The following is a 20,604-nucleotide window of genomic DNA, read 5'->3' on the forward strand; positions in this document are numbered from 1 at the left end:
GATGCATTCCGAGCCGTCACGCGCCTGGACTCTGGAAGCGCTTGCCGACAAGGCCGGAATGTCGCGTTCGAGTTTCGCAAATCATTTCCGAAGACGCGTCGGAGAGACCCCTATGTCATATCTCACGCAGAGACGCATGATGTCGGCGGCAGAGAGACTCTCTCAAGGAAGGGAGTCCATCGCACAGATTTCGGCTTCGCTCGGATATGCGTCGGAGCATTCCTTCAATACCGCTTTCAAGCGTGTTATGGGCCGGCCGCCCAGGCAGTTCGGCAGGGGTAAGGAACAACTTGGCACAGCTACTTGAAACATCGGATACGACCTCGCCGTCGCGTAACCACCGTATCTGGCTTATGACCTCTATTGGCGCGCAGGAGACAAGTCGCCGCTGCGGAGCTATGTCGGCTTTAGGGCTAGCGCGATGGCGACTTTTACGACCGATATGAGGGCGCATTTCTGCCATCTCTGTCACAACGCTGTTATTCGAAATGGCAATACGCGCCTAGTCAAGGTGCGAAGCAAACAGCGCCAGCGATGATTGCGCCAAAGCCGATAATTGTAGTGATTTGTCAAACGCTGCGCCGCCGGCGAGTTGGGCGGAAACGCACCCTCAACCTCCGTCATTCCAGGCCTTGAGCCTGGAATCCATGGCCATAGGCGATGATGCCGGCGTGGGTCCTCGGGTCAAGCCCGAGGACGACGGAGGACGGGTGGAACGGTATCCGAGTATGTGTGCGCTGAAGAAGCGCGCGCTTTTCACTCCCATCTCAGCGGAAGCCGCCGCTCGCCGCCAGCCGCTCGCCGCCCCCAGACGTTCAAGAACCGTCCGCAATCCATGGATCCTTATTTCCGTGTCGTCCACTCGACGCCGGCGGCCACAAAGAGGGATGACGGCTTGATGGAGGTGGAGGTCGCCCGGGCATCAGCCCTTACCTTTTGTTGACTCACCCGCGCTTGAACAATAACTTGGGAACTTGGTCGTGGGGCTTGTCCTCAAATGACGGATCATTCTCTTCAGCGTCGCCTTGCCGTCATCGTCGTTGCCGATGTGGTGGGATATTCACGCCTGATGGAGGCTGATGAAGTTGCAACGCTTGAGAACCTCAGGGAACTCCGTTCCGGCGTTATCGAGCCGGCTGTGTTGCGTCACAAGGGTCGCATCTTCAAGGTTGTGGGCGACGGCTTCCTGATCGAATTCGGCAGCGCGGTGGACGCGGTCGACGCAGCCTTGGAAATGCAACGAGCCACCACCGCTGTTGAGGGTTCCGAAGACCGGCGCCTGCTTTTGCGCGTGGGCGTCAATCTCGGAGATGTCATCGACGACGGTTCAGACGTCCTCGGCGACGGGGTCAATGTCGCGGCGCGCCTACAGACGCAGGCCGCGCCGGGAGGTATCTGCATTTCAGCCAGCGTTCACGGCGAGATCGTCGGCGAGATCGCCGACCAGTTCTTCGATGCAGGTGAACGCTATTTGAAGAACCTGACCCGCCCAGTCCACGTGTGGCATTGGCCGGATGCGCTGCAGAGCATATTGCCGCTGCCGGAAAATCCCTCGATCGCTGTATTGCCGTTCACGAATATGAGTGGAAATGAAACGGACGAGCCTTTCGTCGACGGATTGACTGAAGACCTGATCACCGACCTTTCCCGCACGGCTGGCCTGTTCGTCATCGCGCGCAATTCCGTCTACGGCTACAAAGGCAAGCCGATCGACGTACGGCTCGTCGCCCAGGAACTCGGCGTCCGCTACGTCCTCGAGGGGAGCGCCAGACGCGCCATGGGCCGTGTCCGCATCAATGCTCAATTGGTCGACGCCCTTGGCGGCCAGCACTTGTGGGCCGAACGGTTTGACAGGACGTTGGAAGATGTTTTCGAGTTGCAGGATGAGGTCAACGCCAAGATTGTTGAAGCTCTCGTCGGCCGGCTGACCATTCCCGCGCCGCGCAATCGGCCGAAAAATTTCGAGGCCTACGATCTGTGTGTGCGCGCCCGCCTGCTGACGGAAGAGTCGCCGCAAACCGAGCGTGAGGCCTATATGCTGCTCCAACGCGCGGTCAAGCTCGAGCCATCCTATGCCGAGGCGCTCGGTCTGCTCGCCTATAACCGTTGGCTTGCCTGGACTCATTTCGGCGAGCCCGAAGAGCCGAACCGGCAGATGGCGGTGACATCAGCACAGAAGGCGGTCGACCTCGATCCCAACGATGCCGGATGCCGTTACGTGCTGGGGACCATTCTGGCTTATGAGCGGCGATGGGAGGAATCCGAGGCCGCCTTCGCCATGGCCCTGAAACTCGACCCCAACCACGCCGATACCTGGGCCGCCATGTCTGATATGTCCGTGCTGGACGGCAGGATTGCCGACGGACTGGCGCAGATCGAAAAAGCTCTGCGGCTCAATCCCTATCCAGCCTGCTGGTATCTTTGTCATCTTGGCCAGGCGCAATACGCTGCGGGTGACTATGAGGCGGCAACCGCTACACTGCGCAGGAAAGAAACGTATCGCACCAACTCACGCAAATTCCTGGCTGCTGCGCTTGCGCAGTTGGGCCACCATGAGGAGGCGCGGCGAGAAGCGGAATTGTTCCTGATCGCCCACCCTCATTTCACGATCGGTCATTGGCTCAGTTCCCAGCCGCTGCGCGATGCATCTGTACGAGACCACTTTGTCGACGGCTTCCGAAAGGCTGGCCTGCCGGAGACGTGACAGCCGGAGGAGGACAGTCCGGACGCGCTCAGGACTTGATCAACGGAAATGCGCTGGCGGCGCATTTCTGCCATCTCTGTCACAGCGCTATTATTCGAAACGACCATATGCGCCTGGTCAAGGTGCGAAGCTAACCGAGCTAGCGATGATTACTCCAAAGCCGATCATTGTAGCGATTTGCAAGGCGCCGCGCCGCCGGCGAGTTGGGCGAAAACGCACCTCCAGCCTCGTCATTCCAGGCCTTGGGCCTGGAATCCATGGCCACAGCCGATAGTGCCGGCGTGGGTCCTCGGGTCAAGCCCGGCCACTGCCGCCTGCGGCCGAACGTGCCCGCCATGCTCACCCTGAAGAGAGCTCGTTCGCTTTCCGGGCATAGCGATCCGCCTGCTCCTGCTCGCCCATTGCTGCCAGCAGAAGGGCCAGGTTCCGATACGACTGGGGGTCCCCGGGACGCGACCTTATCGCCGTAAGATAATGTGACCTTGCTTCCATGAAGGCGCCTTTCTCGTGAAGCAGCACCCCAAGATTGTTATGTGCTTCGGCGTAATTCGGCGACGAGCTCAGTGCTGCGCGATAGTGTGATTCTGCTGCCTCGACGTCCCGAGCCTCAAGAAGCATCGCATAGTTATAATGCGCTTCGGCGTAGTCTGACCTCAGCTGCAACGCCTGTCGGTAGTGCGCCTCAGCGGCTCCCGCATCACCGTTTTTCTCGAGGAAGACCGCGAAATTGTTGTGGGCTTCGGCAAAGCCCGGTCGAAGCCGCAGGGCCTCCTGAAAATGCTGATGCGCTTCGAAGCGGTCACCCCATTCGTCGAAAAGACCAGCCAGACGCAGAAGGGCGTCGACGTGACCCGGTCGGCACTTTAGAGCCAGCCGATAATGGGCTGCCGCTTCATCGGGGCGATCGGTTTCCTCGAGGAGTATCGCGAAATTGTAGTGAGCTTCCGGATATTGGGGCCAGAGACGAACGGCATCCCGGTAGCGGGCCTCAGCGGCGGTTCTGTCGCCGGCGGCCTTCAGGATGACACCGAGATTGTTGTGCGCTTCCGGATAGTCCGCGCGTAGCTCCAATGCCTTTTCGTAACAATGCCGTTCCTCTGCCAACTCCCTCTCATCCGCAGCGGTCATTCCCGCCCCTTTCAGGAACCAGTCCTCGGCGGTCATCCGCTCTTCGGAACGCCCCGCAAGCGCTGCGTGGTCGACTGACACGATCCGATAGAGATGTCGCCTTGGCAGGAAGTCGCCCTTGAGTTCGAAGACATCAACCTCCTGGAAGAGATAGACGGGCAAATCGATAAGATCGAGGATGGTCTGCGTGACGAAGAGGGTGTCCGGCTCGGCACATGATTCCACCCGCTTGGCGATGTTCAAAGCACGACCGATCCAGGCGTCGTCATCGTGCATTCGGGAACATTCGCCGAAGTGGCAGCCCACCCGGATTGGCAGATCGTGCGCCTGGCCGGCTGTCAGGTGACGCCGCCGCTGCTTCCAATAAGCGATGAGTTTCAACGAGAAATGGACGGCTACATCAGCAGATTCGAATAGATAAAGATGCCCGTCGCCTGTAAAATTCTCGTGCCGTCGCCCGTATTGGCTGGCAAGCGTCTGAGACAGGTAACGATATTCCGCAATCGCGCTCGTGATCGTGTCGCGCGAAACCGTGTTCCAAACCGCTGAGTGTCGGACGAGGTCGGTGAATACGGCGGCAAAATAGATGTCCATTCGCAACGGCCGGAAGTTAAAGCGATGGCGCGACATGTCCAAACGCATGCTGTCATCGCTCAACACAAGGACAATCATCATGCCACAGTACATGGTCGAAAGACATCTGCCAGGAATCACTCCCGATCAGCTCAGTGCAGCGGCATCGCGCGCAAAAAATGTCACTGCCGAGATGACCAGGCAGGGTAAGCCGGTGCGCTATCTGCGCTCGACATTCATCCCCGCCGAGGAACGATCATTCTGCCTATTCGACGCTTCGTCGGAGCAGGATGTGAAGGAGGCAAACGAACGCGCCGAGATCCCGCTGGTGAGAATTACCGAAGTCAGGCACATCTCGGCCGACGATGTGAACTAGCGCATCCAGCGCAACAAAGCGCAATTGTTGCGACACCGCGTCCGGTCAGCCCCGGCCTTGAGCCTTTCGGGCTGGCTGAAACTCTTGTTGGCTCAATGGGTCATAGACCAGCCCTGCGGCCAAGCCGGTCGGGCGGCGCTTTGGGGGATTGCGATCAGCGCCGAAGTCCGGCCTTCCCGCTAGCGCCACCCGAACCCCGCAACACTACTGTCCGGCAAACACCACCTCGTCCCAAGGTGGACGCGCCGGGAAAACCTCATCGAGAAATGTCAGAAATGCTTTGACATTCGGATTGGCGCGGCGGCTCTCTGGCCAGAGTGCAATCATGCTGGAGCGGTCGACGGCGAAGGCGGCGAGGATCGGCACGAGCTCGCCGCGTTTTACATAGGGCGCGGCGATGTAGGTTGGAGAGATGCCGACGCCGCCGCCGGCGACGAGGACAGCGGCGACACCATCGCTTGTGTCCACCGTGATCCCAATTTCCGGCGTGGCCTCGAAGACTCGTTTTCCTGATGCAAAGGGCCAGCGAAGTGTCTGACCCGAGCTCTGGAAGCGAAAATTGACGCAGTCATGCCCCGCCAGTTCGTCAGGATGTCGAGGCGTACCCCGTCGCCTCAGATACTCGGGCGAAGCAAAGGCGCAAAGGCGATGCGACGCAAGCCGTCGGGACTTCAAACGGGAGTCGGCCAGTGCTCCAACCCGAATGGCGACATCTATACCTTCCTCGATCATGTCCACGAACTGATCTCCCAGGCGCAGATCGATCGCGAGTTTCGGATGGCGTGCGCGCAAGCGAGGAAGCGCAGGGCCGAGTATATGCACGCCGACCGGAAGTGGTGCCGATATCCGGAGAATGCCGGACGGTTCGGCGCGAGCGGCCATTGCGGCCTGCTCGATATCCTCGGCTTCCCGCAACAGACGCAGCGCGCGATCGTGCAGATCGCGGCCCTCCGGCGTAAGCGTCAGAGAGCGCGTGGTACGGAGGAACAGGACAATGCCGAGCTGCTGCTCGAGCCGCTGGACGCTCTTGCTGACGGCCGACGGTGACACCGCGAGCGCGCGGGCTGCCGCCGTGTAGCTTCCAAGGGATGCGGCCCGCGCAAATGCAATAAGGCCCGTGAGACGTTCTATACCGATTTGTGCCATGACGGCATGAGTAAAGCGAATAATGGGCCAATTATCAATCGAGGCAATTGGAATTACTTTCTGGCCATCGGCGCAATCGAGCGCCTCCACAACGGAGCCAGAGCGATGGGCACTCAATCAAACATCTCGGATACCCTTTCAGGCAAAACCATACTCATCGTCGGCGGCACCTCGGGGATCGGCCTCGCCGCAGCCACACAAGCCAAGTCCTTCGGCGCAAAAGTCATCGTGGTTGGATCTGACGCCGAACGGGCAAAACAAGCCGCAGAACAACATGGCCTCAGTGGCTGGAGGACGGCCGATGTGACCAAGCGCGCGGCCATCGAATCCGCGCTCGCTGATATCGACCATGTCGATCACCTCGTCTTGATGGCCGGAAGCTTCGTCGTCGGCAAGGTGCTGGAAGCGGACGTCGACCATCTCCGCCGCGCGTTCGAAGAGCGCGTCTGGGCGGCGATATATACGCTTCGGTCCCTTGGAGACCGGCTCGCCGCCGACGGTTCGGTGACATTCATCTCCGGAGCACTGGGCGACCGGCCGAATGCCTATGGGACCGCGGTTCTCGCTGCCGCTTCGGCGGCGATGGAAGCATTGGCACGCGGCCTGGCGTTGGAACTCGCGCCGCGCCGGGTGAACACCCTTTCGCCGGGTCCGATCGATACTCCACTGCTCGGCAAGGCACTTGGCGACGGTCGCGACGCCTTTGTCGAGGGCCTCAGGGCAACATTGCCGTTACATCGTCTGGGGAGCGCTGAGGAAGCCGGGGCGGCAGTCGTGTTCTTGATGGCGAATGGCTGGATGAACGGCGCGACGCTCAACCTGGATGGTGGATCGCGGCTGGTCTGAAGGCTTTTCAGCATTGCGAGCCAGACCTCTCTGAAATGTCGCTCGGGTTTTCGAACCCTTCAAGAAGGAATTCACTGAATGTCGACTGACCCAACCAAGACAGCCCTGACCTTTTTCGGCCACTGGAACACCGGCCACATCGACGAGGCGATCGCCATGCTTTCCGAAGAAGTGCTGTATGACAACGTACCGTTCCCGAATATCGTCGGGCGCGAGAACGTCCGAAAGTTTCACCGGGATTTTGGAATTGGAACGACATTCACCGTCGATTGGACGGTGACACAGATCGCGGCGGCGGGAAATGTCGTCCTTAACGAACGGCTTGATGTGTTCCTGCATGAGAGTGGTGGAAAAATCATACTTCCGGTCATGGGGACGCTGACGGTCGTGGAGGGAGCGATCACCGTGTGGCGCGACTATTTCGATCCCTCTGATTTCGATCGGCAGTTGGTTCTCATCGGGAAATAACTCGATGGAATATATTGGAGGGCCAACGGCGAGCGGGCGGCAACGCACCCCCCACTCACCGTCATTCCAGGCCTTGAGCCGGACAGTCGCGGAGGCGGGCGTGGGTCCTCGGGTCAGGCCCGAGGACGACGGAGGGGTGAACCTTCTGCCGATACACTATGCGCGCGCCAAAGGCGCACGCACCGCCATCGCAAGCCTCAGCGGAAACCGCGGCCACATCATCAACACGGCATCCGTGGCCGCCTACAAGCTCTTTCCGACAGCGGCCGTCCACTGCGCCGACAACAACGGCGAGGCACCAACATCCTCGCTTTTACAGCGCGAACATTGCCCCTTCTACTTGTCTTCCCCTTCCGCCTGGATGCGATCCAACACGGCTTCCGGCGCGATGTCCTTCTTCAGCTCTTCGACCTCATGGTCCGCCTCGGTCGGGACTTCAAGCTTCTTTGCAATGGCTTCGACCATGGCGATCAGGCGTGTCGTCTCGTGTTCGTTTAATAAGCTGATCTGGAGGTCGAGGTCGGCGCGGATGTTGTCTTGTGCAGCCATTCGGTTCTGGTTGATCAAGACGAACGTCGAGAGAAAGATCGCCTCGACCGAAGCCTCCATAGCGAGAATCACCAAAGAGGGGTCCCAGGGTGGAACCTGTGGGAGCAATCCCACATTGGCGATGATCCAGACTCCGTAAAACACGATGTGAATGTAGACGAACATCATGGAACCGGCGAACTTGCTGATCAAAGCAGCGGAACGCTCCTGAGCAGACGCTGCATTTTGGCTCTGCCGGCGGCGCTGCATGATAGCCTCGATGTTACGGGTTAACGCAGGCGTTAATCCTTCCGCGGCCGGTGTTGTCGGGCTTTTGCGCTCCGGATGGTCGTCGTTCATTCCGCAATCCTCGGATCTGTAATTGATGGTTTCCACCTTTGCCGAAAACTGCCCTGCGAAGATCCGGTTCAATGTTGGCTGCAATTCCCTGGGGCGAACGTCGCCCCGGCAGTTTGCGCCAAGCGTTGCCGCCGTCGTTCTGCAATATCTCGCTTTGAGTGGAGTTGACTGTGGGCGCGGCTAACTCAGACAGCAATCAAGTATTATGCGGCAACTCTGCGCTGGCGAGTAGGCTTGACCGAAAGATTGCACGCGCTTGACGACCGGGTGACTAGCTACCTCCTCCGCCGGCCCGTGTGGAACATTCGCCACCGAGTGCGGTTATGGGCCAGTTCAAAGGAGGACGCGGCATGTACCATCACGTCAAAAAGCTCATGTACACCGTTCGGGTGGATGAGCCTGATCCCCGATTCGGAAATATGCTCCTTGAGCAGTTCGGCGGCGCCAACGGTGAACTCGCGGCGGCAATGCAGTATTCGATCCAGGGCCTGAACTGCGAGGATCCCGGGCGGAAAGACCTGCTGATGGATATCGGCACCGAGGAGCTCAGCCATCTCGAAATCGTCGGCACGCTTGCCAGAATGCACCTAAAACCCTTGAAGTCCGTTCGCGAGGAGGCTGAAGCCGATCCTTTAATTGCCATTGCTGGAGGCGGCGGCGTGAACCTCTTCAATTCCATGGGCAACCCCTGGACGGCCGACTATCTGAAGATAACCGGCGAGCTGGACGTGGACTTGCGAAGCAATATCGCAGCCGAAGCCCGTGCGAAGATCGTCTATGAACGCCTGATCGACTTCTGCCGCGATTCCGGCACGAAGGACGCTCTGCAATTTCTCATGACAAGAGAGATCACCCATATGCGGGCATTCCAGCTCGCACTCGAAAGCATGGGTAAACCTCCCCTCAGTGTTGGAAGAATCGCTCCCACACCGGGGCTGGTCGACCAATTCTTCAACGACTCGACGGGCGAAGGCGACCTCGGCGAGGTCGATGTTCGCGGTCCGTGGAACGAAGGAGAGCCCTGGAAATTCGTCGAGGCTCCGGCGTTCCAGGGATTCAAGGGCGCCGACGAGACTGCACCGTCGATCGAAGCGCGAAGCGCGCCGCCGGAAAGATCGGAAGGGATCGAGGCGGTGCTCGTGGACGAGCTTCGCGACCTGCTGCATGCCGAAAAGCAATTGCTCAAAGCGCTCCCCAAGCTGCAGAAGGCAGCCCGCTCCCAGCAACTGCAGACTTTGCTACAGAAACATCTTGCCGAGACCGAAGCGCAGGTCGAACGGCTGAACGAGTGTCTGCGAGTACTCGGCTCCGCGGCAAGAGCAAAACCTTGCAAGGGAATGGCTGGCCTGATCGAGGAGGGTGAAGAGGTGATGGCGGAAGGCAAGAAGAGAGAAGACGCTCCTGCAGATCTGGCTCTGATCGGTGCAGCATTGCGCGTCGAACATTACGAAATTGCCGCTTACACCACCGCGCGTAATCTTGCCCTTCAGCTTGCACAGCCGGCGGTCGCTCGATTGCTGACATTGTCGCTGGGTGAGGAACAGAATGCGGGCCATCTGTTGGATCAGCTTGCTCAACCGCTTATGTCGGCGGCAAGAATGCCTGCCAGCGTCCGTTGACGTGGCTGGTAATCGTGGCACCCGCGGAGGCGTCAGAGGCGCCGACTGCGGGTGCCGCTTTACGGCGGAATTGGGCTAAGGCTCTTTCGCACGCCTCCCCGCCGAGCTTCCTGGCAGCGGCTCAACTTTGATTCGCGAGATCGTGAGCGCCGACGTAGAGCAAGGCTCAGGCTCACCCTGTCCACAAACTTTCTTGGAAATGCAGTGATGGGGCTCAGAAGCGACGGCATCCCTTAGCGCGCTAGAGGGCTAGCCTCGTTCAGATCGTTTCGGATCGCAGTGGCCGCTATGCCCGCCTGCCCCATTGCGGTCCCGATCTGATCCAAGCCGATGACCACGTCTCCGGCTGCATAAAGGCCAGGAAGGGTTGACCTTTGGTGACCGTCGACGATGACGCAGCCGTTCTCCGACAATTCTGCGCCGACCATAGCTGCCAGTTCCGACCGAACGTCCGATCCTAGCGCCGGGTAAATAGACGAATACACGCCGATGCTCGAAGCTGTTGCGATTGTGATCGTATCGCGCTCAGGGTCGATAGATTTTATCGGACCTTCCTGGAGGCCGATCCGCAAGTCCCGCAGCCGATTGACCTCAATTTCCGAGAGCTCGTGTTCCTCTTGCGGAGTAATGATCGTTACGTGTGTCGTATAACTCCGCAGGAACAGCGCCTCTGCAAACGCTCTCGATCCGCAACCGATGACGGCGACAGGCTTGTCGGTGATCTCGAACCCGTCGCAGACAGGACAGTAGCGGATAAGGCCGCGCGCAACAGCCTCGTCATGACGCTCGGCCAGCATCGGTGGCTTGCGGTCGGTGACGCCGGTGGCGAGAAGGACTGTTCGCGCCCGCATGCCGCCGTGACTGGAAACAACGCGAAAGCCGTCATGCTCCTGCTGAAGCTGTCTGATGCCCTCACTGCGGATCTCAACTTTGTACCTTTGAAGCTGCGTGCGCATCCTGGCGAGAAGCTCCCTTCCGCTGATACCCTCCGGGAACCCTGCGAGGTTATGGGAAATCGGAATGGTGGCGGCACGACTGCAATGGTCGTCGAAGACGGTTGTCGAAAGGTGGTAGCGCGCAAGATAAACGGCCGCAGTCAAGCCAGCAGGTCCACCTCCGATGATAATGCAGTCGCGCATCGTGTCTCCAGACCGTCGCCGCTCAAGATGTCTTAGGGCGTTGGAATATCTCACATCGCCTGCATCGACCAGGTAGACCGCTCCGAGGAAGCCGTCCGGCGTTCGTTGCTCGTCAGGCGGATATCAAGATGGTGATCATCACTAGTGCGGAGCCAACGCCCGCCCCAGCGAGGCCCGTTGTCATATAGCCGGCAAATCTCCCGGCTTGGCCGTGCCTGATCTCCTCAGCCGTCCCGAGAACGGCCGCCAGGCCGGCAGCAATCCAGCATGTAAGCGTCAACGTCCCCAAAAGTATCGCCCAGTGCGGTGCGTCGATTGAAAGCACGGTCATGCGAATACCCTCGCGGCGAGCGCCGCCTCCATGAACGCCTTGCGGGCTCCCTCGGCACTTCCACGGCGAGCGATGGCATCGACGCATCTGCGCTTGGCGATGCCGAACTCACGAGAATTGGTCGACGGCCAGCGATGGAGAAGCGCCGCAAGCGCCGCGTCCGGACCCTCAATGCGCTCACGCATGCCGTCGCCGATCCGGACGTATACCGGTGGCTTCCAAGTGACATGGAAATCGATATTGATAACCTTTTCCATTGCAGACCTCATTGCCAGGTTTGCCCCGACAACCGCCTTCAGCTGTCCGAGTTCCCAAGCCGTAATGGTTGGTCCGTTATCGGACAGCTTGGAAGAGAACATGGGGAGAAGGTCGTGATCGTTAAGATCTTACACGAGCGTCGATAGGGACGGATTCGCTGGAGTGTGCAGTCTGAGCGACGGCGTCCGCGATGACGCCAAGTTCGTGCAGCGGCGGTGGAGCCGGCGCGCGCCGAGTCCACATTTCCGGTCGGAGGGTGGCAAGGAGGTCGGACAGGCAGGAGGTTGGTCGAAAAGCCGGAACTTGGCGGATTATCCAACCGGGCGGGTGATCATCAGCCAGAGAATTGCCAGCACCGCCGCGAAAGCCGGAAAGCCGAAATAGAACCAGGTCCAGAACAGCCGATGGTATCGCGCTGGCAGGGGCTCATCATTGGCCGCTGCTTCTTTCGCAATCTTGCGCATCTCCATCTGCATCCAAACGACCGGCAGCCAAAAAGCACCCGTGATGAGATAGAGAACAATCGACCAAACGATCCAGCGCTCCCAAAGCGAATAGCCGACATACCAGGCGAGCGCCATGCCGGTGACCGGCTGAGCGATCACGGCGGTTGTGGTGAAGACGAAATCCGCAATGACCACGATCCGCGCGACGGCGGCCACGGTCGCTGCATTGCCGGTCCGATGCGCGACCAACATGAAAAAGGCGATGCCCGCGCCGGTGCCGAGGAGAACGGTGGCGCCGATGATATGCAGGAATTTCAACGCGAAATAGGTCATCGCTCCTCCAAGATCGCAAGAGCAACCAGGTGCAACACGAGGATCGGCCATATCTTTGTCAACGGGCCAAGCGGCTCATTCCATAACTCCGGCAATATCGCGGTGCCGGCCGCCGCATAGAAAAGTGACAGCAGGATAGCTGCGTAAAGGCCCCACCGCGCAGTGCGGCGTATGGCGATGGCGCATCCTATCGCGATGTCTGCAAGTGCCCCGGCAATAACGGTTGGTGCCGCCAAACTACCTGCCCCGCTCCCCATCATCAGCTTGACACCCTGCTCGAAACCCGATGTCAGCGAGATTATTCCCGTCGATATCCAGAAGATGGGCAGCAGCACAAAAGTGACGGGCTTCAGGAAGTAGAGTTTTGCAAACCAACGCTCCTGAACCGAAGCCGGGCGACGTGTCAAGGCATCGTCCAACGACGATGGCCGGATTCCGGTGGCGGCTATCCATTCGCCTGGATCTCCGATGGCGCCGCGCGCGATCTCCCTTGCGGCCGTGCTTCGGACCGGCGGCCGCCAGCCCAGCAATCCGGCAAAATCGCCGAGCCAATAGAGAAGGCTGGCAAGCGGGCGGGGCAGCAGGTAGCGCTTGGCCGGACGCCAGCCAAGCCATCTGCGGTATCGCGCTACAATCTCTTCAAACTCGAGCGCCTGCGGTCCGACGATTTCGAGCGCGATTTTCGACGGGGCCGTTTTGTCGAGCAGCCGAATGACGGTTTCGGCGACGTCTTCGAGCTGCACGACCTGAAGTTTCCCGGTCGATGGCATCACTGGCAGAAACGGCAGCGCCGCAAGTCCGCGAAACAATGCACTGGACCCGAAGGCCGCATCACCAAGGATCACGGACGGACGCAGTATTACCCAGTCGAGATCCGTCTCCATCAAGGCCATGTCGCCGGAAAGTTTCGTCCGCGAGAACGTCGATGACTGCTGCCGATCCACTCCAATTGCCGAGAAATGAATCACACGGCGCACGCCGGATTGCTCGCAGGCGCGGAACAGCGCTCCCGGTCCCTGCGCGTGGACGCCGGCCATGTTGTGGGTCACTCCGTCCTGCAATGCCCCGGCGCAATTGACGACGGCGTCCATTCCCTCGAGATGATGCAGCCAGGCAGAGGGCGCCACTGCTTTGCCCACATCGACTTCAACCCAACTGCCGGTGCCTTCAACCGGCCGTTTTCCAGGACGCACCACACAGATGATATCATGTCCGCATGCCGCTAGCCTGGCGCAGACGGCACAGCCAACAAGACCTGTTGCGCCGGTAACAAGGATTTTCATACGGACGACCTTCGCACTCAAAAGCCCCGAACCTGTGCGTGCAGGATTTCGTTCCAGCGCCCTTCCTCGTGACAATGCTGGGATAAGTTTTGAATTGCGTCGACCCAGCAATTGCGAGTGCTTGAGTTCCCAGATCGCGTCTGCTCGATGCGGCGAGTTGGACGGAAACGCACCCTCATTCTCCGTCATCCCAATGACGATGGCCACAGCCGAGGACGCCGGCGTGGGTCCTCGGGTCAAGCCCGAGGACGACGGAGGGTGGACCTTCTGCCGACACAGTATGCGCGCGCCTCCATAAAGGCGCACGCACCGCCATCGCAAGCCTCAGCGGAAACCGCCGCTCGCGACCAGCCGTTCGCCGGTCAGCCAGCGGGCATCGTCGGAGGCGAGGAAGACGGCAACATCGGCGATATCGTCCGGCTGGCCGATGCGGCCGAGCGGCGTCTGGTCGGCCATGTTCTGTTCGAGATCGGAGCCGATGACGCCGGCCGTGTGGGTGCCCTCGGTCTCGACCATGCCCGGCAGAATGGCGTTGACGCGGATCTTGCGCGGGCCAAGCTCCTTGGCAAGCACGCTGTTGATGCCCTCGACGGCGCCCTTGGTGCCGGTGTAGACGGCAGTGGCCGGCAGCCCGATGCTGGTGACCACCGAGGAGATGTTGATGATGCTGCCGCCCTCGCCGAGATGCTTGGCCGCTGCCTGGGTGGTCAGGAGAACGCCGAGAACATTGACGTCGAACATGCGGCGATAGTGCTCCTCGGTCACCTCGCCGATCGGGGCGAATTCATAGACGCCTGAGTTGTTGACCAGCACGTCGAGCTTGCCGAATTCCTTGACCGCGGCATCGACCACGCCCTGCGCCTGCTCGGCCTTGGAAACATCGCCCTGCACCGCGATGGCCTTGCCGCCGGCCGCGCCGATCGCCTCGACCACGGCGTCGGCTCCGGCCTTGCTCGAGGCGTAATTCACCACCACTTCAGCACCTTCAGCCGCCATCGCTTTGGCAATCGCGGCGCCGATGCCCTTGGAGGCTCCCGTGACCACTGCGACCTTTCCTGTGAGCTTAGCCATCTCTTGTTCCTTCTGATCCGGATGACCGCCGGAATTGACGGCTTGTTCCGTAGTTCAGAAATTCGGAACTGTTGATCTCGATGTCAAGTGGCCCTATATAAAATTCATGCGACCGATTTTTCATCCCGCCCTGGAGGACATAAAACCCGAGGCGATCCTCTATGCGCTCTCTGATCCGGAGCGCGTCGCGATCTTCGCCAAGCTCGCCGGCACCGCCTGCGGCGGCACCTGTTCAGCGCTCGCCGATCTCGGCGACCGCGTCATTCCGAAATCGTCGCTGTCGAACCATTTCAAGGTGCTGCGCGAATCCGGGCTGATCCGCAGCGAGCGCCAGGGGGTGGAGATGCGCAACCAGACCCGCTGCGCCGAGCTCGACGAGCGCTTTCCCGGCTTGGTCAGGGCGATTCTGACGGCTTACGGACAGCTTCCGGAGCAGCTGAAGACGGGTTGACCGCTCTTGGAGCGATAGCAGCTGCTGTTGGTGGCTCGCCTGGGTCCTCGGGTCAAGCCCGAGGACGACGGAGAGTGTGAGGCGCCCTGCGGTAACAGGGTGAGGTTCGGCAAACCTGACGCAATCTCACTTTCTGATCTCGCTGCCAGACTTCGTCATTCACGCTAGCCGATATCCGCTGCGCCGACGGCGCGTTTGGCGAGAACGCCAACCCCACTCTCCGTCATCCCAGGGCTTGACCCTGGGATCCATAGCGACTTGCCGGCGCATGTCGGGAGGACAATTGGTCCACCGCTATTTCGGCATCGCCCTGTTGCTCGCGCTCGTTTATCTCGGCGCCAAGACGAAATTCTTTGAACGCCAGTGGGGAGCCGCTCCGACCGGCCGGACGGGCAACCAGCAGCAATGAGCCCCTAGTTGCAGGGAGGCATTGTCACACTCGAGTCGAACTTCACCGGTGGAGCACCCTGCCCGCCTCCCTTACCAATCCGTAAGTTGCCGCCAGACTGTCGTCTCGGCTAGATCTTGCCGCACCAGGCATCCGGGAGCGGCCGATGCGAATCCTGCTGATCGAGGACGATAGCAAGGCGTCCGATTATATCGCCAAGGGCTTCTCCGAGGCCGGGCATGTCTGTGACGTCATCGGCGACGGCCGCGACGGGTTGTTTCAGGCGCAGCGCGAGGCCTATGACGTCATCGTCGTCGACCGCATGCTGCCGGGCCTTGACGGCTTGGCGATCGTGCGCTCGCTGCGCGCCGCGAAGGTCGGCACGCCGGCGCTGTTCCTGACCTCGATCGGCGGCGTCGATGACAGGGTCGAGGGGCTGGAGGCCGGCGGCGACGATTATCTCACCAAACCCTTCGCCTTCTCAGAGCTTCTGGCGCGCGTCAATGCGCTCGGCCGGCGCCCGCCGGTGCAGGAGCAGCGCACCGTCTTGAAGGTCGCCGATCTCGAGCTCGATCTGATCCGGCGAGAGGCGCGGCGCGCCGGCCAGGTGATCGAGCTGCAGCCGCGCGAATTCACCCTGCTCGAGGTGCTGATGCGCGGCGAAGGCCGCGTCATCACCAAGACGATGCTCTTGGAGCGGGTCTGGGATTTCCACTTCGACCCGAAGACCAGCGTCGTCGAGACCCATATCAGCCGCCTCAGGGCCAAGGTCGACAAGCCGTTCCAGGCTCAGCTTCTGCATACGATCCGCAACACCGGATACAGCCTGCATGCGCCTCGAACAGGATGATTTCAGGCCCATCGGCCTGAAAATCTCAAATCCTGTTCGCAATTTGAAGAGTAAGAGCATGATGTCGTCCGAAAACCGCGCACACTTTTCGGCATCATGCTCTAGGCTGCGCAGGAGCACGCCGTTTCGCCTGGCCGTCACCTTCGGCGTGCTCTTCGTCGTCGCCTTCGTCTTCAGCGGCGCGATCATCTATCACATGCTCAGCCTCGGACTCGGCCGTGATGTCGACCAGTCGCTGAGCGAGATGAATTCACTGATTGTCTCGACCTATCAGCCCGGCGACACCGAAGATCTGATCAACACGCTGAACAATTATGCAAGCTTCCAGTCGACCTCCGACGGGCTCTATTCGCTGACCGATGCCGGCGGGCGCAAGCTTGCCGGCAATTTCGCGGCACCCCGCATCCCGAACGGCGTCTATACCGTCACCTCGGGCGATGTCGGGCTGAAGGGACATGAACGCTACCGGATGCAGGTCTCGACGATCGGCCCCTACAGCCTTGTCGTGGCCGAGAACTTCAACGATGCCGACGAGATGCTGCGGATCGTGCTGGTGAGCTTCGAATGGGCAGCGGCGATCGTCGTGGCGACGGCGATCGGCGGCGGCGTCTTTCTCGCCGTTCGCGCCCAGGCACGGCTGGACCGGGTCGCCAACACCATGAACGAGGTCTCCCACGGCGCGCTCGACGCCCGCATTCCGATCACCGGCAACGGCGACGATCTCGATACGGTGGCAATCCAGATCAATGCGGCGCTGGAGCGGCTGCAGCGATTGGTCGAGAGCATGCGGCAGGTGAGCGCCGATATTGCCCATGATCTGAAAACGCCGCTCAACAGGCTGCGCCTGACGCTCGATGCTGCCGCGGCCGAGAACGACCGGCAGGCGGATGTTTCGGCTCTGCTTGATGAAGCCAGAAACGAGAGCGACCGGATCAATCTCACCTTCGAGGCGCTGCTGCGCATTTCGCAGATCGAGGCCGGCGCCCGCAAAGAGCGTTTCCAGGCGACCGATCTCAACGCGGTGCTGAGCGTCATCTCCGAGGTCTATGGCGATGTCGCCGAAGATGCGGGGCAGTCGTTCCGGATCGCCGCGCGCGCTCCCGCCGTCATCTGGGGCGACCGCGATCTCCTGACGCAGATGATCGCCAACCTGGTGGAGAACGCGATCACCCACTGCCCGGCCGGAACCGGCATCACGCTTTCGCTCCGCCGCGACGGCAGCCGCGCCCTTCTCTCGGTCGCCGACACCGGCCCCGGCATACCCGCCGACGAAAGGGACAAGGTCTTCCGGCGGCTCTACCGGATCGACAAGAGCCGCACGACGCCGGGAAGCGGCCTCGGCCTCAGCCTCGTCAAGGCGATCGCCGAGCTGCATTCGGCCGAGATTGCGCTGACGGACAATTATCCCGGCCTTCGTGTTTCGATCGCCTTCCCATTGATGCCGGAGAAATCCTGAGCCGCCACGCCGCGAGCCTGATGAAGCGGGCAACAAAACGGCGGATTTCGGCCGCAGCGCGAAAGGGCAGCACGCTCCACGGCCTGCGGCGGCCGAGCCGGTAGGCCGAAAGCCCCGCCTGGATCTGCGAGCAGGGATCGGCCCTTTGGCTCACCGGCAGCGGATCGACGAAGCAGGCGCGTAGCCCCTCATCGAACTCCAGGTCGAAGGCGAGATCATAGGGCAGCCGCATCGGCAGCATCGCCCCAACAATCCAGCCCGCCGCCTTGCGGTTGATCAAATAGGCGCCGGAGCCCTTCTCGCGGGTCAGCGCGATGGCGAGCGAGCGGGCGGCGGTCAGCGGCTCTACCCCGTGCTTCCGCCCGGAATTGACCGTCGAGAGCCGCAGAATGTCCCACTGCGCCTCGTGCTGGAGGGCCGCCTCGAGCAGCTCGGCGAAATCATCGTCGAAGTCGAGATCGTCTTCGAGAATGAGGGCGAATTCGGCATTGCTGCCGAGGAAGCGCCTGGCGCATACGACATGGCTGAGATAGCAGCCGATCTCGAAAAAGTTCGGCCGGCGGCCGTGCCGGCGGAGATAGGATCTCTCGTCGAAGTCGGGATGCGGCAGGCTCAACCCCGCCCCGTCGACGGCCGCCACGCGCTCATAGGCAAGGCCGAAGCCTTCCAGCAGCTGCTCCATTCGAAACCGGCGCAACGGCGCGCGGTCGAGATTGATGAGGTAGGTATTCACCCGCAGGCTGACCGGATGAATGGCCGGCATAAGGGCGGCAGGTGTGGCGCGCATGTTCATGAGAGCTGGCCTCGACTTGGCAATGACGACGCCAAACCTGCACTGCCAATCTCACCGGGACTTCGCCTGAATCATACATTTCCGTAAGCTGCGCCATCGCCGGCCGAGCGATGCATTCTTACGGATTGGTATTGTCCCGGCAAAAAGCCCGTAAGAATGCCGCGCTACATCTCGCTTGCTGCACGCAATGGGTCACTTCCCTTCCCGCGATCATGACATCAATCACGCCTTCGATGACGACGGCGACCCATTGCGTGCCGCGCCGGAGTCGGAAACTCGCGTCGGCCGGAACCCGTAATTTCCGGCATGACGCTCGATCGAGTGGGCGAGGTCGATCCATTGAGGGCGATTGTCCCACCAATGAACGTGATCGGGCGCAGGAAAGGACGGATCGGCGAATGTGCCGGCCGCGATGACGACGGTGCCGGGGAAGTATGCGCCGGGTCTGGAAAATCCGCCCCCACCGCAGATCCGGCAGAAGGCTTTCATCACATCCGGCACGGCTTCGCCCTGCGGAAACCATAGGTAATAGTCTCCGGAAACGATTCTGACATCTTCCTCACGGAACCATACATTGTGGGCGAGAGCGCCACCGGATGCGCGCTGGCAGCGCGTGCACGTGCAGACGTGATTGTGCACCGGATCGCCATCGATCTCCAGGCACAGGGCGCCGCAGCTGCACTTGGCATGAAAGACGGGCATTTGGCTCATTTCATGTTGAAACCGTTGATTTACGCTCGCTCGCCTGTCGGGCGGCCCGGATTGAACGAGATGGCGACCTTTTTTGCTCTGATGAAGCCGTCCAGGCCGTAGCATGGGATAAGTTCAATTTCGATATCGCGGGGGTCTTCAGGCATGGCATAATAGCAGGATCGACCTCTGTCGATCGCATAGCGGAGGACTAGTCCCGCAATGACGTTCTGGCCGCTGAACCCATCCAGTTGAAGGTCCATGACCCCTTCGAGCCTAAACGTCACTACGGCGTGCTTATCGAGGACGATATAACCGTTGGGATCAACATCGTCGGTCATGATCCAGCCATGAATTTTCAACTCACTCGCGCCGGTTCGGTTGAGGGAAAGGCTGATGATTTCCGCGTCGTGGAAAGTTGGCTGTTTACCAAACCACGCCAGCAATTCTGCCCCGCCGGGCAAATCAGAATAGATCATGGACGACCCGAACGAAAAGTTGCTGGCGTCAGCATAGCAATTCAAGATGGCGTAGCAACGGAAACTGAAGCCACAACGTGACCGAAATTAGCAGCGGCGCCCCTTCTGCGATCGATCAAAATACTTCGTCGGCTCGGGAACAACGGGCTTCGCCGATCGTAAGGTTTGTGGGCCGTGCGGAGGTGCTTAACACAGCCATGCACTTCGATACTCTGTGCGGCCCACTCCGGTCAAAGCCAGGACGCGACCATAGGTCCGGAAGCGCCCACGCCATTACCCACTTCCGATCGGCATCGCGATTGGAGCCGCACCCGCACCCTCCGTCATCCCAGGCCTTGAGGCTGGGATCCATGCCCGGAGTTGGAGATCAGCGTGGATCCTCGGGTAAGCCCTGGGATGACGGAGAGGGTGGGCACGCTCTCCGGCAACCGAATGAACTTCCGGATAAACTGTGGGTTGGCCTTGTTGCCCAACGCACCGCCGTTGCGGCTTGCGCCGCTTTTGCCGCAGTTGCCGCCGGTGAAGCGTGTGAGGCGGCTTTTGGCGTGGTACCGCCGGCCAGCGTGAGGCGCCGCCTTTGCAGGAACGTTATCGCGCCGACGCCGCCTATCTATACGGGCACCACCTATCCTCCGTCATCCCAGGGCTTGACCCTGGGATCCATGCGGGCGAGGCACTGCGTGCCGACGCTGTGCGGCGCAAACAACTGCAGCCGCGTGCGTGGCTGTGGATCCCAGGGTCAAGCCCTGGGATGACGGAGGATGGGGTTGGCCTTGTTGCCCAACGCACCGCCGGTGCCGATTGCGCCCGCTGTTGCCGGAGCGACCGCGGGTGAAGCGCGTGAGGCGCGGCTTTTGGCGTGGTACCGCCGGCCAGGTGAGGCGCCGC

22 protein-coding genes are annotated in these 20,604 nt (G+C 60.8%); 10 read left to right on the top strand and 12 right to left on the bottom strand.

Annotated elements, in window-relative coordinates; translation table 11 throughout:
• Position 1 precedes the first annotated feature (1 nt).
• Both PH551_RS31430 and PH551_RS31435 read left to right on the top strand, forming a co-directional pair.
• The gene (locus tag PH551_RS31430) at positions 2-307 is read left to right on the top strand and encodes a helix-turn-helix transcriptional regulator (RefSeq protein WP_285196270.1); all 306 of its coding nucleotides are present in this window, start codon (positions 2-4) and stop codon (positions 305-307) included.
• A gap of 690 nt (positions 308-997) precedes the next feature.
• Entirely contained in the window at positions 998-2,704 is a 1,707-nt protein-coding gene (locus PH551_RS31435) for an adenylate/guanylate cyclase domain-containing protein (RefSeq protein WP_285196271.1), read from the top strand.
• A 339-nt stretch (positions 2,705-3,043) separates the two neighbouring features.
• Here PH551_RS31435 and PH551_RS31440 read toward each other — a convergent pair whose 3' ends face one another.
• The gene (locus tag PH551_RS31440) at positions 3,044-4,507 is read right to left on the bottom strand and encodes a tetratricopeptide repeat protein (protein WP_285196272.1); all 1,464 of its coding nucleotides are present in this window, start codon (positions 4,505-4,507) and stop codon (positions 3,044-3,046) included.
• Between PH551_RS31440 and PH551_RS31445 the strand changes: the two genes are divergently transcribed.
• On the top strand, positions 4,506-4,781 hold the full coding sequence (locus PH551_RS31445) for a DUF4242 domain-containing protein (RefSeq protein ID WP_085777304.1): 276 nt from the start codon (positions 4,506-4,508) through the stop codon (positions 4,779-4,781). The two genes, PH551_RS31440 and PH551_RS31445, sit on opposite strands and share 2 nt — an antisense overlap.
• 204 nt (positions 4,782-4,985) lie before the next feature.
• On the opposite strand, the gene PH551_RS31450 is transcribed toward PH551_RS31445, so the two are convergent.
• Positions 4,986-5,927, bottom strand: coding sequence for a LysR family transcriptional regulator (locus tag PH551_RS31450; protein WP_285196284.1), 942 nt, complete (start codon positions 5,925-5,927; stop codon positions 4,986-4,988).
• 105 nt (positions 5,928-6,032) lie between these two features.
• Here PH551_RS31450 and PH551_RS31455 point away from each other — a divergent pair, with 105 nt between their 5' ends.
• Both PH551_RS31455 and PH551_RS31460 read left to right on the top strand, forming a co-directional pair.
• Positions 6,033-6,773, top strand: coding sequence for an SDR family oxidoreductase (locus PH551_RS31455; protein ID WP_285196273.1), 741 nt, complete (start codon positions 6,033-6,035; stop codon positions 6,771-6,773).
• Between the two features lie 78 nt (positions 6,774-6,851).
• The gene (locus tag PH551_RS31460) at positions 6,852-7,241 is read left to right on the top strand and encodes a limonene-1,2-epoxide hydrolase family protein (protein ID WP_285196274.1); all 390 of its coding nucleotides are present in this window, start codon (positions 6,852-6,854) and stop codon (positions 7,239-7,241) included.
• Between the two features lie 336 nt (positions 7,242-7,577).
• Here PH551_RS31460 and PH551_RS31465 read toward each other — a convergent pair whose 3' ends face one another.
• Positions 7,578-8,129, bottom strand: coding sequence for a DUF1003 domain-containing protein (locus tag PH551_RS31465; protein WP_085777301.1), 552 nt, complete (start codon positions 8,127-8,129; stop codon positions 7,578-7,580).
• Between the two features lie 350 nt (positions 8,130-8,479).
• Here PH551_RS31465 and PH551_RS31470 point away from each other — a divergent pair, with 350 nt between their 5' ends.
• Positions 8,480-9,748 (top strand): DUF892 family protein, encoded by a 1,269-nt coding sequence (locus tag PH551_RS31470; RefSeq protein WP_221157526.1) that lies wholly within the window; start codon positions 8,480-8,482, stop codon positions 9,746-9,748.
• Positions 9,749-9,981: 233 nt separating this feature from the next.
• On the opposite strand, the gene PH551_RS31475 is transcribed toward PH551_RS31470, so the two are convergent.
• From PH551_RS31475 to PH551_RS31500, 6 genes are all read right to left on the bottom strand, one after another.
• Positions 9,982-10,887 (bottom strand): NAD(P)/FAD-dependent oxidoreductase, encoded by a 906-nt coding sequence (locus PH551_RS31475; protein WP_285196275.1) that lies wholly within the window; start codon positions 10,885-10,887, stop codon positions 9,982-9,984.
• A gap of 112 nt (positions 10,888-10,999) precedes the next feature.
• The gene (locus tag PH551_RS31480) at positions 11,000-11,218 is read right to left on the bottom strand and encodes a hypothetical protein (protein WP_285196276.1); all 219 of its coding nucleotides are present in this window, start codon (positions 11,216-11,218) and stop codon (positions 11,000-11,002) included.
• On the bottom strand, positions 11,215-11,475 hold the full coding sequence (locus PH551_RS31485; RefSeq protein WP_085777297.1) for a DUF982 domain-containing protein: 261 nt from the start codon (positions 11,473-11,475) through the stop codon (positions 11,215-11,217). The genes PH551_RS31480 and PH551_RS31485 overlap by 4 nt, the downstream gene beginning before the upstream one ends.
• 312 nt (positions 11,476-11,787) lie before the next feature.
• Complete coding sequence (locus PH551_RS31490) at positions 11,788-12,255, bottom strand: DUF2269 family protein (RefSeq protein WP_285196277.1); 468 nt, start codon at positions 12,253-12,255, stop codon at positions 11,788-11,790.
• The gene (locus PH551_RS31495; RefSeq protein WP_285196285.1) at positions 12,252-13,538 is read right to left on the bottom strand and encodes an SDR family oxidoreductase; all 1,287 of its coding nucleotides are present in this window, start codon (positions 13,536-13,538) and stop codon (positions 12,252-12,254) included. The genes PH551_RS31490 and PH551_RS31495 overlap by 4 nt, the downstream gene beginning before the upstream one ends.
• A gap of 324 nt (positions 13,539-13,862) precedes the next feature.
• On the bottom strand, positions 13,863-14,609 hold the full coding sequence (locus PH551_RS31500) for a glucose 1-dehydrogenase (protein ID WP_221126907.1): 747 nt from the start codon (positions 14,607-14,609) through the stop codon (positions 13,863-13,865).
• Positions 14,610-14,715: 106 nt separating this feature from the next.
• On the opposite strand from PH551_RS31500, the gene PH551_RS31505 reads away from it, so the two are divergent.
• From PH551_RS31505 to PH551_RS31520, 4 genes are all read left to right on the top strand, one after another.
• Positions 14,716-15,060, top strand: a complete 345-nt coding sequence (locus PH551_RS31505; RefSeq protein WP_085777293.1) for an ArsR/SmtB family transcription factor — start codon at positions 14,716-14,718, stop codon at positions 15,058-15,060.
• A gap of 283 nt (positions 15,061-15,343) precedes the next feature.
• Positions 15,344-15,469 (top strand): hypothetical protein, encoded by a 126-nt coding sequence (locus PH551_RS31510; protein WP_285196278.1) that lies wholly within the window; start codon positions 15,344-15,346, stop codon positions 15,467-15,469.
• 145 nt (positions 15,470-15,614) lie between these two features.
• Positions 15,615-16,298, top strand: a complete 684-nt coding sequence (locus PH551_RS31515; protein ID WP_285196279.1) for a winged helix-turn-helix domain-containing protein — start codon at positions 15,615-15,617, stop codon at positions 16,296-16,298.
• Between the two features lie 58 nt (positions 16,299-16,356).
• Complete coding sequence (locus PH551_RS31520; RefSeq protein WP_285196280.1) at positions 16,357-17,754, top strand: sensor histidine kinase; 1,398 nt, start codon at positions 16,357-16,359, stop codon at positions 17,752-17,754.
• Here the strand turns inward: PH551_RS31520 and PH551_RS31525 are convergent.
• The 3 genes from PH551_RS31525 to PH551_RS31535 all read right to left on the bottom strand — a co-directional run bounded on the left by PH551_RS31525 (position 17,651) and on the right by PH551_RS31535 (position 19,716).
• Positions 17,651-18,547 (bottom strand): glycosyltransferase family 25 protein, encoded by an 897-nt coding sequence (locus PH551_RS31525; RefSeq protein ID WP_285196281.1) that lies wholly within the window; start codon positions 18,545-18,547, stop codon positions 17,651-17,653. The genes PH551_RS31520 and PH551_RS31525 overlap by 104 nt on opposite strands.
• Positions 18,548-18,769: 222 nt before the next feature.
• Positions 18,770-19,249 (bottom strand): GFA family protein, encoded by a 480-nt coding sequence (locus PH551_RS31530; protein ID WP_285196282.1) that lies wholly within the window; start codon positions 19,247-19,249, stop codon positions 18,770-18,772.
• A 29-nt stretch (positions 19,250-19,278) separates the two neighbouring features.
• Complete coding sequence (locus PH551_RS31535) at positions 19,279-19,716, bottom strand: Imm50 family immunity protein (protein ID WP_285196283.1); 438 nt, start codon at positions 19,714-19,716, stop codon at positions 19,279-19,281.
• Positions 19,717-20,604: the final 888 nt, after the last annotated feature.

Origin of the sequence: Rhizobium atlanticum (genome assembly GCF_030182485.1) — a bacterium.
In the GTDB taxonomy this organism is placed as follows: domain Bacteria; phylum Pseudomonadota; class Alphaproteobacteria; order Rhizobiales; family Rhizobiaceae; genus Rhizobium.